Here is a 13,955-nt window from a genome sequence, read left to right as displayed (position 1 = left end):
CTCGTTGAAGGGCTCCCGCACGCAGCCGATGAGGCGTACCATCAACAGCATTGGGGTCTAAGGCCTTGGTACCGGGGTCTATCGATTGCCGGTAGTTTTCTCGCCGAGAAATGTTGGTGTACAACCTTTTTCACTGGCCTTTACGTTGCAGTGGGATGCGATGTGCATTGGGCCGGCGGTATGCCGCGCGCGTTCAGCGCAGATGGCGTCGCCGCCGCCTCAATGAAACTTGGCCGGCTCGTGGCCAACTAGTTGTCAAGACAGGATCGTCACTATGACACGACACGTCGGCCGCGCGGTGTCCGGTGGCCACCACGCAGGACCGCAGAACACACCGCGGCTGCGCATGAAACCCAAGGCGCGTATGTCCGGCCACGTCGATGGCGCATGGTGGCCGCACAGCGACGACCTCCCGCGTGAACTTCCCAATCTCTTGGCGGTGCTGTCGGTGCGACTCGGCTCGGTCGAGCGGGTGATGTACGACCTCGCCGAGTGGGCGAACGCGCCGAGGAGATTGGCAACCGGCGGGCGATCCGTGCGACTTGACGGGTTTAGGCACCAACCGGCCAACACCCTGGACGTGCGCGGAGTTGGCCGCGAAGGCATCCGGCTGCTTGTGGTGCCGCCCAGCACAGATCCAGACACCGCACACAAGGCGATGATGACCGCGGCCGCGCCGGGCAACGTCGACTCTGTGGTCGACATGCTCGGGATCGGCGGCCGGCACGAATTCCCGGCTGCGTGCTACCGGCCGACGTTGCACGGTCGGGCCCGGAGGTCTCGACCATGACGGTCACGGTGACACTGCCCGACGGCGGAATCGACAAGTACCTGCGGTTTGGCGACGTATACGTCGAGCACACCGACGGCACATTAGACGTTTTCCGCGGTGGGGCAAAGCAGGCGCACAGCTACGCCAGCGGCGAGTGGGCCGGCGTTGATGGCGACCGCAAGCGGTTCAAGACGCGCGGTTTCTGGGGGCAGTTCAAGGCCACCGGCCGGTCGGCTCGACGCGGCCTCTTCGGTTTCTGACCCACGGGTGTAGATTGGTTGGCAAGTCATTCGTTTCGACCCGCCTGACGACATCCCAGTCTGGGTGCGTAAGCGCACGAATGACTACCCTTCTCTCGACAGACCATGCGTTCGGTGAGACCGGACAAAATTAAGGATCTGCCCATGAACTCATCGGAGTTGTTTTCCCACTGCTACGAGCCACCGGTGGTGTCACACAGTCATCAGGATTCCGAACCGGTGCAACTACCTGTTTTTTCGGACCGTCCTAACAGAAGTCATCCCGCGGCATCGGACTAGTCAGCGCCGACAGAGTTTCGGACTGCGGCTGTCAGCCGACTCGATAACTGAGGTGCCACTGGCTGCAGCTGGTAAACGACGCCACCCCGGCGTCGCGCTCGAGGGAGTGAAGCACTAATTTCCTTCCCGTGATGTTCTTGGCTGCTCGTGCCTTCGTGCGGTGGATTACCTCGTTTCTGACTGTTGCTGGTGTCGTCTTTGTGGCGGTGGCCGTCGACCCACCCCGCACCTCGGATGTGCGGTTGATCAGTGACGGCAACCCCCTGGCGGGGGCGCCGTTCTACGTCAACCCCACATCAGCGGCCATGCGTGCCGCCCAGAGCGCCGATCCGCCCAGCCCGGAGTTGACGTCGATCGCCAACACCCCGCAGGCGTACTGGGTCGTGCCGGGCGGTTCGGCGGGCACGGTGGGGAAGTACGTCGGGGACGCCAACGCGGCCGGCGCAATCCCGGTGTTGTCGCTGTATGGCATTCCGCACCGCGACTGCGGTAGTTTCGCCGCGGGCGGTATGGGGTCGGGCGCGGATTACCGCGGCTGGATCGACGGCATCGCGGCCGGTGTCGGCGCCTCGCGGGTGGCAATCGTCGTCGAACCCGATGCGCTTGCCATGGCCGACTGCCTGTCGGGCGATCAGCGTCAGGAACGCTTCGACTTGATTCGGTACGCCGTCGACACCCTGACGAAGGACCCCAATGCGGCCGTCTACGTCGATGCCGGTCACCTGCGCTGGCACAGCCCGGACGACATGGCCGCCCGACTCAACCAGGCCGGTGTGGGCCATGCGCGCGGGTTCAGTGTCAACACCGCGAACTTCTTCACGACCGAAGACGAAATCGGTTATGGCGAAGCCATTTCCGGGCTCACCAACGGATCGCACTATGTGGTCGACACGTCGCGCAACGGTGCCGGCCCCGCACCCGACGGCGACCTGAACTGGTGCAACCCCAGTGGCCGGGCATTGGGCGCCGCGCCGACCGCGTCCACCGCGGGCGCCCACGCCGACGCCTATCTGTGGATCAAACGTCCCGGTGAATCCGACGGCTCCTGCGGCAAGGGCGACCCCCCGGCGGGCACCTTCGTCAATCAGTACGCGATCGATTTGGCACGCAAGGCGAGCCAGTAGCCGGGCACTTGAAACCGCCACCATCGCCGTGTGCCGAGGAAGTGCTCGACGGAATAACCTGTCGTGATGCTTACCGAGTTGATCGAGCTGCCCGGTGGCACCTTTTCGATGGGGTCCGACGACTTCTATCCGGAGGAGTCACCAGTACACCAGGTGACCGTCGAGCCGTTTTCCATCGAGCGTCACCCGGTGACCAATGCGCAGTTCGCCGAATTTGTCGCGGCGACGGGCTACGTCACCGTCGCCGAGCAAGCCTTGGACCCGGTGGCATTCCCAGGGGTGCCACCGGCGGATCTGGTGCCGGGTGCGCTCGTGTTCACACCGACCTCGGGACCGGTTGATCTGCGGGTGTGGCGGCAATGGTGGACGTGGATGCCCGGGGCATGCTGGCGGCACCCGTTCGGACCGCAATCCTCGATCGAGGATCGCCTCGACCATCCTGTGGTGCAAGTGGCCTATCCCGACGCCGCCGCGTACGCGCAATGGGCGGGAAGACGACTGCCCAGCGAGGCGCAGTGGGAGTACGCCGCTCGCGCCGGTGCGGAGTCGACGTACGCGTGGGGCGACGAGGTCGCACCGGGCGGCCAGCTCATGGCCAACACCTGGCAGGGCCGCTTTCCCTACCGCAACGACGGCGCGAACGGATGGGTCGGGACCTCCCCGGTCGGCACGTTCCCACCCAATGGGTTTGGGCTGGTCGACATGATCGGCAACGTCTGGGAATGGACCACCACCCGCTACAGCGCAGGCCACCACGGGGGAGCCGGCTCGCCGAGCTGCTGCCCGACCCCGGCGACCGGTGATCCGAACGTCATGCAGACCCTCAAGGGCGGCTCGCATCTGTGCGCACCGGAGTACTGCCACCGGTACCGCCCGGCCGCGCGGTCGTCGCAATCGCAGGACAGTGCCACCAGCCACATCGGGTTCCGCTGCAGCGTCGGCTGATCTACGCCCGGGGTGAGTGGCGAAACATTTCCGGTAACGCCGCGCTATATGCCCTGGCCTAGGGCTTAACGCAGCGGTCAGGTGGCGTAACATCCCGCTAACCGCCACCCACCGTGTCCGGTGGCAAAGTGAGCGCATGCCATCGCGTCCGCACGTACCCCCCAAGGACTTCCCGCGTCCTGTGACCCGGGAGTACGCCGGTACCCGCGCCGACGCCGCGCGATGGGTTCGCGACGTGTTGCGCAGTCAAATCCTCGAAGGCGCTTACGGCGGCCTGGCCGCGGCGCGACCGGCGCTGCCGTCGGAATCCGAACTAGCCGCCGAGCTCGGGGTCAGCCGCAACGCCATCCGCGAGGCGCTTGAACTGCTCCGCGGTGAAGGTTTGATCACCCGGGTGCAAGGCTCAGGCACCTTTGTCACCGGCGCGAAGCTGCGCCAGCACCTCGACCGGCTAGAGGGCCTGGCCGAGTCGCTGGCCGGGCACCGGCTGCCGGTCGACAACCAGGTGCTGTCGGTGCGTGAAGCCACCGCCACCCCGTTCGTGGCGGCCAAATTGCGGCTGCCCGAGAACTCGCCGATTCTGTTCATCGAACGGCTGCGGTCGGTGGGTGGGCTGCCGTTGTCCCTGGACACCACGTCGTTGCGCATCGGCGCCATCCCGGTCGATGCCAAACTCGACCAGCAAGATGTCTTCGCCCTCATCGAGCAGGAACTCGGTGTGCGGCTGGGCTGGGCGGAAATCACGGTGGAAGCCGTTTCGGCAGATGCCAAGACCGCCGAGCTCCTGCAGATCCGGCCCGGCGCGCCGTTGCTGTTGCTGCATCGCCTGACTTATCTGCGCGACGGCACACCGTTCGACCTGGAGACCGTGCGATACCGCGGTGACCGATGCTCGCTGGTCACCACCGCCACGCGGGAGGACCCTCCGCCGCAGTAGTAGTCATCAGTTCTGTTCTCTTACAACGCTTTACCCCAAACCCAAGGAGAGGTAATACCGTCATGCCCGAACAACCCAACATCGTGTACTTCCACGTCGACAACCTCGGCATGGGGGAGCTCGGCTGCTACGGCGGAGGGATTCTGCGCGGCGCCGACACTGCCCGCGCCGACGCCTTCGCCGCCGAGTCGCTGAAGCTGTCGCACTTCGTCGTCGAACCACAGTGCACCCCAACCCGTTCGGCACTGATGACCGGGCGCTATCCCATCCGGTCGGGCAATCACACCATCGCGTTGGGCGGAAACGGTGGCGGGATCGTCGCCTGGGAACGCACCATGGGCGACATTCTCTCCGAAGCCGGTTACGCCACCGCATGTTTCGGTAAATGGCACATCGGCGCCGAGGACGGCCGTTGGCCCACCGACCACGGCTTCGACGAGTGGTACGGCCCGGCCCGCACCTACGACGAGTGCCTGTGGCCCGACGACCCGTGGTACGACGGTGAGCGCGACGGCTACTCGTACATGTACGAGGGCACCAAGGCTGACGGGGTCACCGCCACCGACCAGCAGCTGACGGTCAAGCTCAAGGGTGAGATGGACGGCGAATACGACCGCCGTGCCAAGGCGTTCATGAAACGCAGTGTCGAGGCAGGCAAACCGTTCTACCTGTACCACAACCACTCGTTGATGCACTTCCCGATGGAGGTCCGCGAGGAGTTCAAGGGCAAGAGCACCAACGGCGCGTGGGGTGATTCGCTGCTGATGCTCGACCACGACTTCGGCAGCATCCTCGACTATCTGACCGAGCTGGGCATCGAGGAGAACACGATCGTGGTGTTCGCCGGCGACAACGGCGCCGAGGACCACCTGGCCGGCCGCGGCACCGCGGGCTTCTTCGACGGCTCCTACTTCAGTTCGGCCGAGGGCGGAATCCGCACCCCGTGCCTGATCCGCTGGCCGGGCAAGGTCAAACCGCGCGAGAGCAACGAGATGGTGCACGTCACCGACATGTTCCCGACGCTGCTGCGCTGGGCCGGCTGCGACGTCCCCGACGACCGCATCATCGACGGCATCGACCAGCGCGAGTTCTTCGCCGGCGCCGACGAATCGAACCGCGAGGGCTGCATGGTGTGGCTCAACGAGGAGCTACACGCGGTGAAGTGGTCACAGTTCAAGATCAACTTCAAGCGCCAGCAGCACTTCCATGACCCGGAGATCCCGCTCGGCTTCGCCCGCATCACCAATCTGCTGGAGGACCCGAAGGAACGCGAGGCGGTCAACCAGACCTGGGTGCGGTGGTGGGTAATGCAACACGCCTACCGGTTCATCCAGGCATTCGACGAGAGCGTGAAAACCGAGGAGCTGATCCCGGCCGGGGCGCCACTGGACTTCGTTCCCACCCGCACCACCTAGGAGGTATGACCGATGGCCGATGGTGTTACTCCCAACGGTTATGGCGCAGCATCGATCACCATTCTGGAAGGCCTCGACGTCGTTCGGAAGCGGCCCGGGATGTATATCGGGTCCACCGGTGAACGCGGTCTGCACCACCTGATCTGGGAGGTCGTCGACAACGGTGTCGACGAAGCCATGGCCGGTCATGCCCGCCGGGTCGACGTGACGTTGCTGGCCGACGGAGGAGTCGAGGTTACCGATGACGGGCGCGGAATCCCGGTCGCGATGCATGCAACCGGGATTCCCACCGTCGACGTCGTGATGACCCAACTGCACGCGGGGGGCAAGTTCGATTCCCAGTCCTACAGCGTGTCGGGCGGATTGCACGGGGTTGGCGTCTCGGTCGTCAACGCGCTGTCCACCCGACTCGAGGTCCAAATCTGCCGGGACGGTTACCGATGGTCCCAGCATTACGAGCAATCCGTGCCCGGCACTTTGACGCGCGGCGCCGCGACGACACAAACCGGCACCACGGTCCGCTTTTGGGCCGACCCCGAGGTCTTCGAAACCACGACCTACAGCGCCGAGACGGTGGCCCGCCGCCTGCAGGAGATGGCCTTCCTGAACAAGGGCCTGCTGTTGACCTTGACCGATCGACGCGCCAACGCCCAGGGCAACGGCGCCGCCCGCACGTTTGTCTACCCGGGTGGTTTGGTCGATTTCGTCAAGCACATCAATCGCACCAAAAACCCGATCCAGCCCAGCATTATCGAATTCACCGGCGGGGAACCGGGATACGAGGTGGAGATCGCGATGCAGTGGAACGAGGGCTATTCGGAGTCGGTGCACACCTTCGCCAACACCATCAACACCCATGAGGGCGGCACCCACGAGGAGGGCTTTCGGGCGGCCCTGACCAACGTGGTCAACAAGTACGCCAAAGACAAGAAGCTGCTCAAGGACAAGGATCCCGGCCTCACCGGCGACGACATCCGAGAAGGCCTCGCAGCAGTGATTTCGGTCAAACTTGCCGAGCCGCAATTCGAGGGCCAGACCAAGACCCGGCTGGGCAACGCATCGGTGCGATCCTTCGTGCAGAAGATGTGCCACGAGAAGCTCACCCACTGGTTCGAGGCGAACCCGGCCGAAGCCAAGGTCATCATCACCAAGGCGACGTCATCCGCGCGCGCCCGCATTGCGGCGCGTAAGGCGCGGGAGTTGGTGCGGCGTAAGAGTGCTACGGATTTGGGTGGGTTGCCGGGCAAGTTGGCTGATTGCCGCTCGACGGATCCGCGGAAGTCTGAGCTGTATGTGGTGGAAGGTGATTCCGCGGGTGGGTCGGCGAAAAGTGGGCGTGATTCGATGTTCCAGGCGATCTTGCCGCTGCGCGGCAAGATCATCAACGTCGAAAAGGCCCGCATCGATCGGGTGCTGAAAAACACCGAAGTCCAGGCCATCATCACCGCGCTGGGCACCGGCATCCACGACGAATTCGACATCACCAAACTGCGCTACCACAAGATCGTGTTGATGGCCGATGCCGACGTCGACGGTCAACACATCTCCACGTTGTTGCTGACCCTGCTGTTTCGGTTTATGCGTCCGTTGATCGAGCACGGGCATGTGTTTTTGGCGCAGCCGCCGCTGTACAAGCTCAAATGGCAGCGCAGCGATCCGGAGTTCGCTTATTCCGACCGGGAACGTGACGGATTGCTAGAGGCGGGGCAAAAGGCCGGGAAGAAGATCAACAAAGACGACGGTATCCAGCGCTATAAGGGGCTGGGGGAAATGGATGCCAAGGAATTGTGGGAGACCACCATGGATCCCTCGGTGCGGGTGCTGCGCCAAGTCACCCTCGATGACGCCGCCGCCGCCGATGAACTGTTTTCCATCCTGATGGGCGAAGACGTCGACGCCCGCCGCAGCTTCATCACCCGCAACGCCAAAGACGTCCGCTTCCTCGACGTCTAAGACGTCTAAGACGTCTAACCAACATCCAACAGACGCCCAACACCAGCCCCAACAAACGCCGAACGGCCTCAGACGCCCAGCATCAGGTAGGTCACCACCAGCAGGGACAACGCCGCGACCGAGCCGCCGACCGGCAGTATTGCTCGCCGGGGGCGATCCGGCCGGGGCAGCGGCGACACCGTGAGGGTACGACGGCGCATAACCCCCATGGCGAACACCGCGAGCGCGACAACTGCCGTGGTGCCGACGATTCCGAGCCGGGCGGCGCATCCGCCCGGATCGACACCCGGATCGACAAGGGCACGGTTCCTGAGCAGAATCAGCACACCGGAGACCACGACCGACAACGAGGTCCGCGTCCACGCCAGCGCCGTTCGTTCGGCCTGCAGACCCCGGTCCGACGAGGACGCTTGCGTGCGGGGCATCAGCTTGCGCCGGTCGCCGCGAGCGACAACACGACCGTGACCAGACCGACCACGACCAGGGCCACCGCCAGATAGATAGGGGTAGCCGGCCGGGGCAGCGGCAGATTACGGCGAATCGCGTGATCGACTTGACTCCAACGAAGCAGCCCCGCAACCGAGGTCAGCACCGCGACAACGCCGATTGCCCCGCCCAGGATGTGCCGCAGTCCCGGGATCGCCAACTCCGGCAGGAATTGCACAACACCGACCGCCGCAGCAAGCAAACCAAGCGCGGTGCGTTGCCAGGCCAAAAATGTGCGCTCATTGGCGAGAGTGAACCGGTAGTCCGGTTCGGCTGGCGTGGGCGCCACAGTCTCCCGCGTGTGCAAACCGGCTGAAAGACTTGTGCTCTCCACAGTCGTCCAGTCTTTCGCGAAGGGGAGCGCAACGCTAGTTTCTTGGCGGTGGCGTAACTCAGGATTCACCTGCCCCACAGGCTATGCCACATCCGTCGTGGCGAACTTTACCGAGACGCGCCTCGCTAAGAACTGTGACCTCCGGCACGTGATGAAGCCAGATGGCGTAACTGTGGTGCAACGTGCAGTGACCAAGCGGTAATAGACGGGCCGGACCCTGGATTGCGTGTACGACAAAAGACAACCGGCCCGCGCCGGGTCCGCGCGACGGTGGCGTGCCCGTGCCGTGGTCGCGGCGGCCTCGGTCCTGGTGCCCGCGGCGCAGCTGCTCAGTGGGTGCGGGCTGCTCACCGAAAGCATCGTTGTGGTCAACGTCGGCTACCAGTCCAAGACCATCAACACCGTCAACGCCGGCACACTGCTGCGCGACCGCGGCGACTTCGAGAAAGCACTGAGCCGGCTCGGCATGTCGACCGGCAAGAAGTACCGCGTTGTGTGGCAGGACTTTGCCTCCGGCGCGCCGCTGACCGCGCAGATGATCGCCACCCACGTCGACATCGGGTCGATGGGCGACTACCCGCTGCTCACCAACGGATCCAAGACCAAGAAGTACAGCGACGCCCAGACGGAGCTGATCGCGACCACCGGCTACAGTCTGCGTGGCTCGTTGAACCAGGTCGTCATCCCCACCGGTTCCGCCGCGCGCACGCTGGCCGACCTCGCCGGCAAGCGGGTCTCCACCAGTCTCGGATCGGCCGGCGACGGCATGTTCTCGACAGCGTTGCAACGCAATGGGATCGACGCGGGCGCAGTGCGCAAGGTTAACCAGGACCCGTCCATCGGAGCATCGGCCATCCAGGGCGGACAAGTGGACGCGTTCGCGCAGTTCGTGCCGTGGCCGCAGCTGGTGATCTTTCGCAACCAGGGCAGGCTGCTCTACGACGGTGGCGACAACAATGTGCCCACCTTCCACGGTGTTCTCGTCCGCAAACAATTCGCCGATGCCAATGGCGACGTGATGGCCGCGTTCATGCAGGCGATGAAATCGACCACCGACTACATCGTCGCCAATCCGCTGCAGGCGGCGCTACGGGTGAGCAAGCTGACCGGCATCGAACCCGAGGTTGTCTACCTCTACAACGGCCCCGACGGACTGGTGTCCTTCGACATGACACTGAAGAGCCAGTTTGGACTCACCCTCGACAAGATCAAGGACTTCCTGGTTGCCAGGGGCGCGGTGTCGCCAACCTTCAGCATCACGTCGTTCACCAACGACCGCTATTTACAGGAGCTGTTCGGCGCGGATTATCAACGCCGCCGCGCTGACGTCACCAACCCGATCACGCTGACCGGCTATGACGACCTGTGCGGCCTGCCCGTCGGCGATCCGACCGAGGCCTCGGAGCTATGGAAGCAGGGCGCCGACACCACCGTCGCCGCCGCGACGCCGACCTGCCTGCTGCGCCGGGTGGCCGCCACCGCCTCGGTGCGTGCCGCGTACGTCCCCGACACCGAAACCGGCGTCAAACTCTTCGCGAATCATGCTGTCTGGCTGGATGATCCGACCGCTCCCCCCACGCAACGGTTCAAACCATTCGCCACCGAGGCCGCCGCCGAGGCTTATCACGCTCGCCACCCGGCGACGATCCCGCTCACCTATCCGGCGGCCGTAGCGCAGTTGCGCCCGTCGGGATAGCGACACCAGACCCAATTAAGTAAGGAAGGAAGCCCGTGACCACCACACTCACCCGCGGCCAAGCGGCCGTCGGACCCGCCTCCACCGCCCGCGTGCTCCGGCCCCGCGGACGGATTGGTGCCCGCATCCCCCGCGTTGTGCAGCGCCGCGCCGCGGCACTGGTCCTACCGCTCGTCCCGATCACCGCGTTCGTCGCGCTGTGGCAGATCCTCACCGCCCACAACGTTGTCGCCTGGCTGCGATTCAACCGGATGCCCACCCCGATGAGCGTCGTCGATTCATTGGCGTCGCGGATCAGCTCCGGCGGGTACTACGACGACCTGCTGGCCAGCTTGCAGCGCATCCTGCTCGGGTTCGCGCTGGCGGCCGCGGTCGGCGTCGCGTTGGGCATCCTGGTTGGCCGTTCCCAGACAGCGCGAATGATGCTGCGTCCCTTCATCGAAATTCTGCGGCCCATCCCGGCGATCGCCCTGGTTCCGCTCACGATCCTGCTGTTCCCCACCAGTGAGCAAGGCATCGTCTTCATCACGTTCTTCGCGGCGTTCTTCCCCGTGGTCGTCAGCACCATCCACGCCATGGACTCACTGCCCAAGGTGTGGGAGGAAGCGGCCAAAACCATGGGGGCGAGCCGACTTTCGCTGCTGTTGCATGTGATCGTTCCCGGTGCGATGCCCGGAATCTTCACCGGTTTGTCCGTCGCAATGGGAGTGGCCTGGATCTGCGTGGTCAGCGCCGAAATGATCTCCGGGCAGTTCGGGATCGGCTACTACACCTGGCAGTCCTACGGCCTGCTGGATTATGCCGGAGTCGTCGTCGGCATGATCTCGATCGGAGCACTCGGGCTGATCACCGCGTGGGCGGTGGAGCGCGTCGGCCGTCGCGTCAACCACTGGTTGCCGAGGGCCGCCCGATGAGTGCGGGCGCCGTCCACCTGGACGGGTTGAAACTGGGCTTCAACGGCGCCCTCGCCGCCGACATCACCCTGGACGTCAACCCCGGCGAGGTCGTGGTCTTCCTCGGCCCATCCGGATGTGGCAAGTCGACCATCCTGCGCGCCCTGGCTGGGTTGCTCCCCCCGATGGGTGGGCACGCCACCGTCGACGGGGCGGCCGTCACGGGCAGTACTGCCCAGTGCGCCATGGTTTTTCAAGAAGATGCGTTGTTCCCGTGGCGCACCGCACTCAAAAATGTGATGTACCCGATCCGGCTGCGCGGGGTGCGCGGGAAGGACGCCAAGGCCGCCGCGCAAGACCGCCTCGACCAGGTGGGCCTGGGCAGTTACGGTGGCCATCTGCCCAGCCATCTGTCCGGTGGCATGCGGCAGCGCGTCCAACTGGCCCGCACCCTGGCGTGCGAGCCGAAGGTAATGCTGATGGACGAACCGTTCGGCGCGCTAGACGCACAGACCCGGCTGGAGATGCAGCAGCTGTTGTTGACGGTCTGGGAGCAGCAGAAGATGACCATCCTGTTCGTCACCCACGACGTCGACGAGGCGCTGCTGCTGGCCGACCGAATCGTCCTGCTGAGCCACCGGCCGGCGACCGTCGCCGACGTCATCACGATCGAGGAACCCCGCTCGCCCGAAGCGCAATTCACCGATGCCTATCGGCGCAGCCGCTACGACATCCTGCAGTTTCTGGGGCATGCACCGTCGCTGAACCGCGCCGCCGAAGGTGCCCAGCGATGACGATCGAAAGCGACCTCAGATTCCCGCGATTCACCCCGACTACGTCCCGCGGCCGTCGCTACCTGGCCTACGTCCGCGAACAGAGTGCCCCGGCGGCCGGGGACAAGATCCCCGGCCGGTCCGGACCGCCATGCCGGAGCTGCTCCTCGGCGCCGGCGAACCACGCCGACGTGGTCCAGGCCGCGCTGTTCGCGGACATGCTGCGCGCCGAGCATGCCGAGTTGGGTGCCGTCACGCGGGCTCAAGGGCCGGACGCCGGCTCTTTCGCCGACCAGTTGCTGGTGGTACAGGCGCGCATGAAAGAGATTCGCCGACTGCTTGAGGCCCTGGAGAGGCGGTTCGGCGAGTTCATGGTCGACAAAACAGACACGCCGCCAACGCCACTCGAGCGCCACGACCATCGCCGCTGAGACGAATCTTCGATACGAGTCCAGAGGACAGCACCGAACACCATGAGCATCACCATGCCGCGTACTCGCGCGCCCGGGACCAGCCCCGACAACTCTGTTCGCAGCGTGTTACGCAGTCCCGGACGGTTACGGACCGAAATCCTCGCCGGATTGGTCGTCGCGCTGGCATTGATCCCGGAGGCCATCGCGTTCTCGGTCATCGCCGGCGTTGACCCCCGTGTCGGACTGTTCTCCTCGGTCACTATGGCGCTCACCATCGCGGTGGCGGGTGGTAGGCCGGCGCTCATCTCCGCGGCAACCGCCGCCGTCGCTCTCGTCGTCGCACCGATCGGCCATCAATACGGCGTCAACTACCTGGTCGCGACGATCGTGCTGGCTGGCATCTTTCAGGTGCTCCTCGGGCTGGTGGGTATCGCGAAACTGATGCGGTTCATCCCGCGCAGCGTGATGATCGGGTTCGTCAACGCGCTGGCCATCCTGGTGTTCGTGTCGCAGCTGCGGCACTTGGTGGACGTGCCATGGCTGGTGTACCCGCTGGCCGCGGCCGGTATCGCGATCATGGTCGTGCTGCCCAAACTCACCACCGCCGTCCCGGCACCCCTGGTGGTGGTGTTGGCCTTGACGGCGACCGTGGTGGTCTTCGGTTGGCACGTCCCCGACGTGGGAGCCCAGGGCGCACTACCGCATTCGCTGCCGTCGCCGGCGATCCCGCACGTGCCGCTGACGTGGGCGACGCTGCAGCTCATCGCTCCGTACGCGATAGGCGTCGCCCTGGTCGGACTGTTGGAATCGCTGATGACGGCCAAGCTCATCGACGACATCACCGAGACCCCGTCGAACAAGACCCGCGAAGCTTGCGGTCAGGGTCTGGCCAACATCATTACCGGCATCTTCGGCGGCATGGGTGGCTGCGCGGTGGTCGGGCAGACCATGATGAACGTCAAGGTCGCCGGCGGACGCACCCGCATGTCGACCTTGTCCACCGGGGCATTCCTGTTGCTGCTGATCCTGTCGCTCGGCGACCTGGTCGGCCGGATACCGATGGCGGCGCTGGCCGCCGTCATGATCGTGGTCTCCGCCGCGACCTTCGACTGGCACAGTGTGGCGCCGCGCACGCTGAAAGTGTTGCCGCGCAGCGAGACCGCCATCATGATCATCACCGTGGTGGCCACCGTGGCCACCGGAAACCTGGCCGTCGGAGTGATCCTTGGGGTGCTCACCGCCATGGTGGCGTTCGCCCGTCGGGTCGCCCACCTGACGATCGTGGAATCAGACGGACCGCGCACGCCCGACGACTCCGGAACGCGCACCTATCGCGTCCGAGGCGAACTCTTCTTCGCGTCCAGCAACGACCTTGTACATCAATTCGACTATGTGAACGATCCGGACGACGTCCTCATCGACATGTCCGGCACCGACGTGTGGGATGCGTCCGCGGTAGCCGCTCTCGACGCGATCCAGCACAAATACCGGCTCCGCGGTAAGACCGTGCGCATCAGCGGTCTGGATGGAGCCAGTCTCGAGCATCTCAACCGTCTGACCGGCCGATTGGGTGTCTAACACGCGCGCCCGCGCGGGTTGTGCGGTAGAACAGTGCCTACGCGAAAGGCCTGCCAAGTAGCGAGCGGGATTCGACTGGCTCAGACGAGAGGGCCCA

The 13,955-nt window shown here is 65.0% G+C and carries 14 protein-coding genes; 12 read left to right on the top strand and 2 right to left on the bottom strand.

Annotated elements, in window-relative coordinates:
* The first annotated feature begins 274 nt into the window (after positions 1 to 274).
* The 7 genes from G6N33_RS11805 (at position 275) to gyrB (ending at position 7,685) form a co-directional block, all read left to right on the top strand.
* Positions 275 to 790 (top strand): DUF5994 family protein, encoded by a 516-nt coding sequence (locus G6N33_RS11805; protein ID WP_044509174.1) that lies wholly within the window; start codon positions 275 to 277, stop codon positions 788 to 790.
* A complete protein-coding gene (locus G6N33_RS11800; RefSeq protein WP_044509175.1) occupies positions 787 to 1,032 on the top strand; it encodes a hypothetical protein in 246 nt (81 codons plus the stop codon). Before G6N33_RS11805 ends, G6N33_RS11800 begins: the two co-directional genes overlap by 4 nt.
* Before the next feature lie 407 nt (positions 1,033 to 1,439).
* On the top strand, positions 1,440 to 2,435 hold the full coding sequence (locus G6N33_RS11795) for a glycoside hydrolase family 6 protein (RefSeq protein WP_044509176.1): 996 nt from the start codon (positions 1,440 to 1,442) through the stop codon (positions 2,433 to 2,435).
* Positions 2,436 to 2,501: 66 nt separating this feature from the next.
* On the top strand, positions 2,502 to 3,380 hold the full coding sequence (locus G6N33_RS11790) for a formylglycine-generating enzyme family protein (RefSeq protein ID WP_044509177.1): 879 nt from the start codon (positions 2,502 to 2,504) through the stop codon (positions 3,378 to 3,380).
* Positions 3,381 to 3,615: 235 nt separating this feature from the next.
* Positions 3,616 to 4,317, top strand: a complete 702-nt coding sequence (locus G6N33_RS11785; RefSeq protein WP_081662370.1) for a GntR family transcriptional regulator — start codon at positions 3,616 to 3,618, stop codon at positions 4,315 to 4,317.
* Positions 4,318 to 4,379: 62 nt separating this feature from the next.
* Positions 4,380 to 5,732: an arylsulfatase gene (locus tag G6N33_RS11780; RefSeq protein ID WP_044509179.1), complete on the top strand. Its 1,353-nt coding sequence runs from the start codon at positions 4,380 to 4,382 to the stop codon at positions 5,730 to 5,732.
* A 12-nt stretch (positions 5,733 to 5,744) separates the two neighbouring features.
* Entirely contained in the window at positions 5,745 to 7,685 is a 1,941-nt protein-coding gene (gene gyrB, locus G6N33_RS11775) for a DNA topoisomerase (ATP-hydrolyzing) subunit B (RefSeq protein WP_163771517.1), read from the top strand.
* A gap of 68 nt (positions 7,686 to 7,753) precedes the next feature.
* On the opposite strand, the gene G6N33_RS11770 is transcribed toward gyrB, so the two are convergent.
* Entirely contained in the window at positions 7,754 to 8,110 is a 357-nt protein-coding gene (locus G6N33_RS11770) for a DUF202 domain-containing protein (RefSeq protein ID WP_044509181.1), read from the bottom strand.
* Positions 8,110 to 8,460 carry a YidH family protein gene (locus G6N33_RS11765; RefSeq protein ID WP_231382525.1) on the bottom strand — a complete coding sequence of 117 codons (351 nt, stop codon included), beginning with the start codon at positions 8,458 to 8,460 and terminating at the stop codon, positions 8,110 to 8,112. Before G6N33_RS11765 ends, G6N33_RS11770 begins: the two co-directional genes overlap by 1 nt.
* A 271-nt stretch (positions 8,461 to 8,731) precedes the next feature.
* Here G6N33_RS11765 and G6N33_RS11760 point away from each other — a divergent pair, with 271 nt between their 5' ends.
* From G6N33_RS11760 to G6N33_RS11740, 5 genes are read left to right on the top strand one after another with little or no spacing between them, the layout of a single operon-like run.
* Positions 8,732 to 10,201 (top strand): ABC transporter substrate-binding protein, encoded by a 1,470-nt coding sequence (locus G6N33_RS11760; RefSeq protein ID WP_044509183.1) that lies wholly within the window; start codon positions 8,732 to 8,734, stop codon positions 10,199 to 10,201.
* Between the two features lie 35 nt (positions 10,202 to 10,236).
* Positions 10,237 to 11,115 carry an ABC transporter permease gene (locus G6N33_RS11755; protein WP_081662132.1) on the top strand — a complete coding sequence of 293 codons (879 nt, stop codon included), beginning with the start codon at positions 10,237 to 10,239 and terminating at the stop codon, positions 11,113 to 11,115.
* Positions 11,112 to 11,888, top strand: a complete 777-nt coding sequence (locus tag G6N33_RS11750; protein ID WP_101528684.1) for an ABC transporter ATP-binding protein — start codon at positions 11,112 to 11,114, stop codon at positions 11,886 to 11,888. Before G6N33_RS11755 ends, G6N33_RS11750 begins: the two co-directional genes overlap by 4 nt.
* Positions 11,885 to 12,298, top strand: a complete 414-nt coding sequence (locus G6N33_RS11745; protein ID WP_044509186.1) for a hypothetical protein — start codon at positions 11,885 to 11,887, stop codon at positions 12,296 to 12,298. The genes G6N33_RS11750 and G6N33_RS11745 overlap by 4 nt, the downstream gene beginning before the upstream one ends.
* A 42-nt stretch (positions 12,299 to 12,340) precedes the next feature.
* A complete protein-coding gene (locus G6N33_RS11740; RefSeq protein ID WP_044509187.1) occupies positions 12,341 to 13,858 on the top strand; it encodes a SulP family inorganic anion transporter in 1,518 nt (505 codons plus the stop codon).
* Positions 13,859 to 13,955 lie beyond the last annotated feature (97 nt).

Source organism: Mycobacterium simiae (assembly GCF_010727605.1).
GTDB lineage: Bacteria > Actinomycetota > Actinomycetes > Mycobacteriales > Mycobacteriaceae > Mycobacterium > Mycobacterium simiae.
Note: the sequence above shows the minus strand (reverse complement) of the source record. Positions and strands in the feature narration are given on the sequence as shown.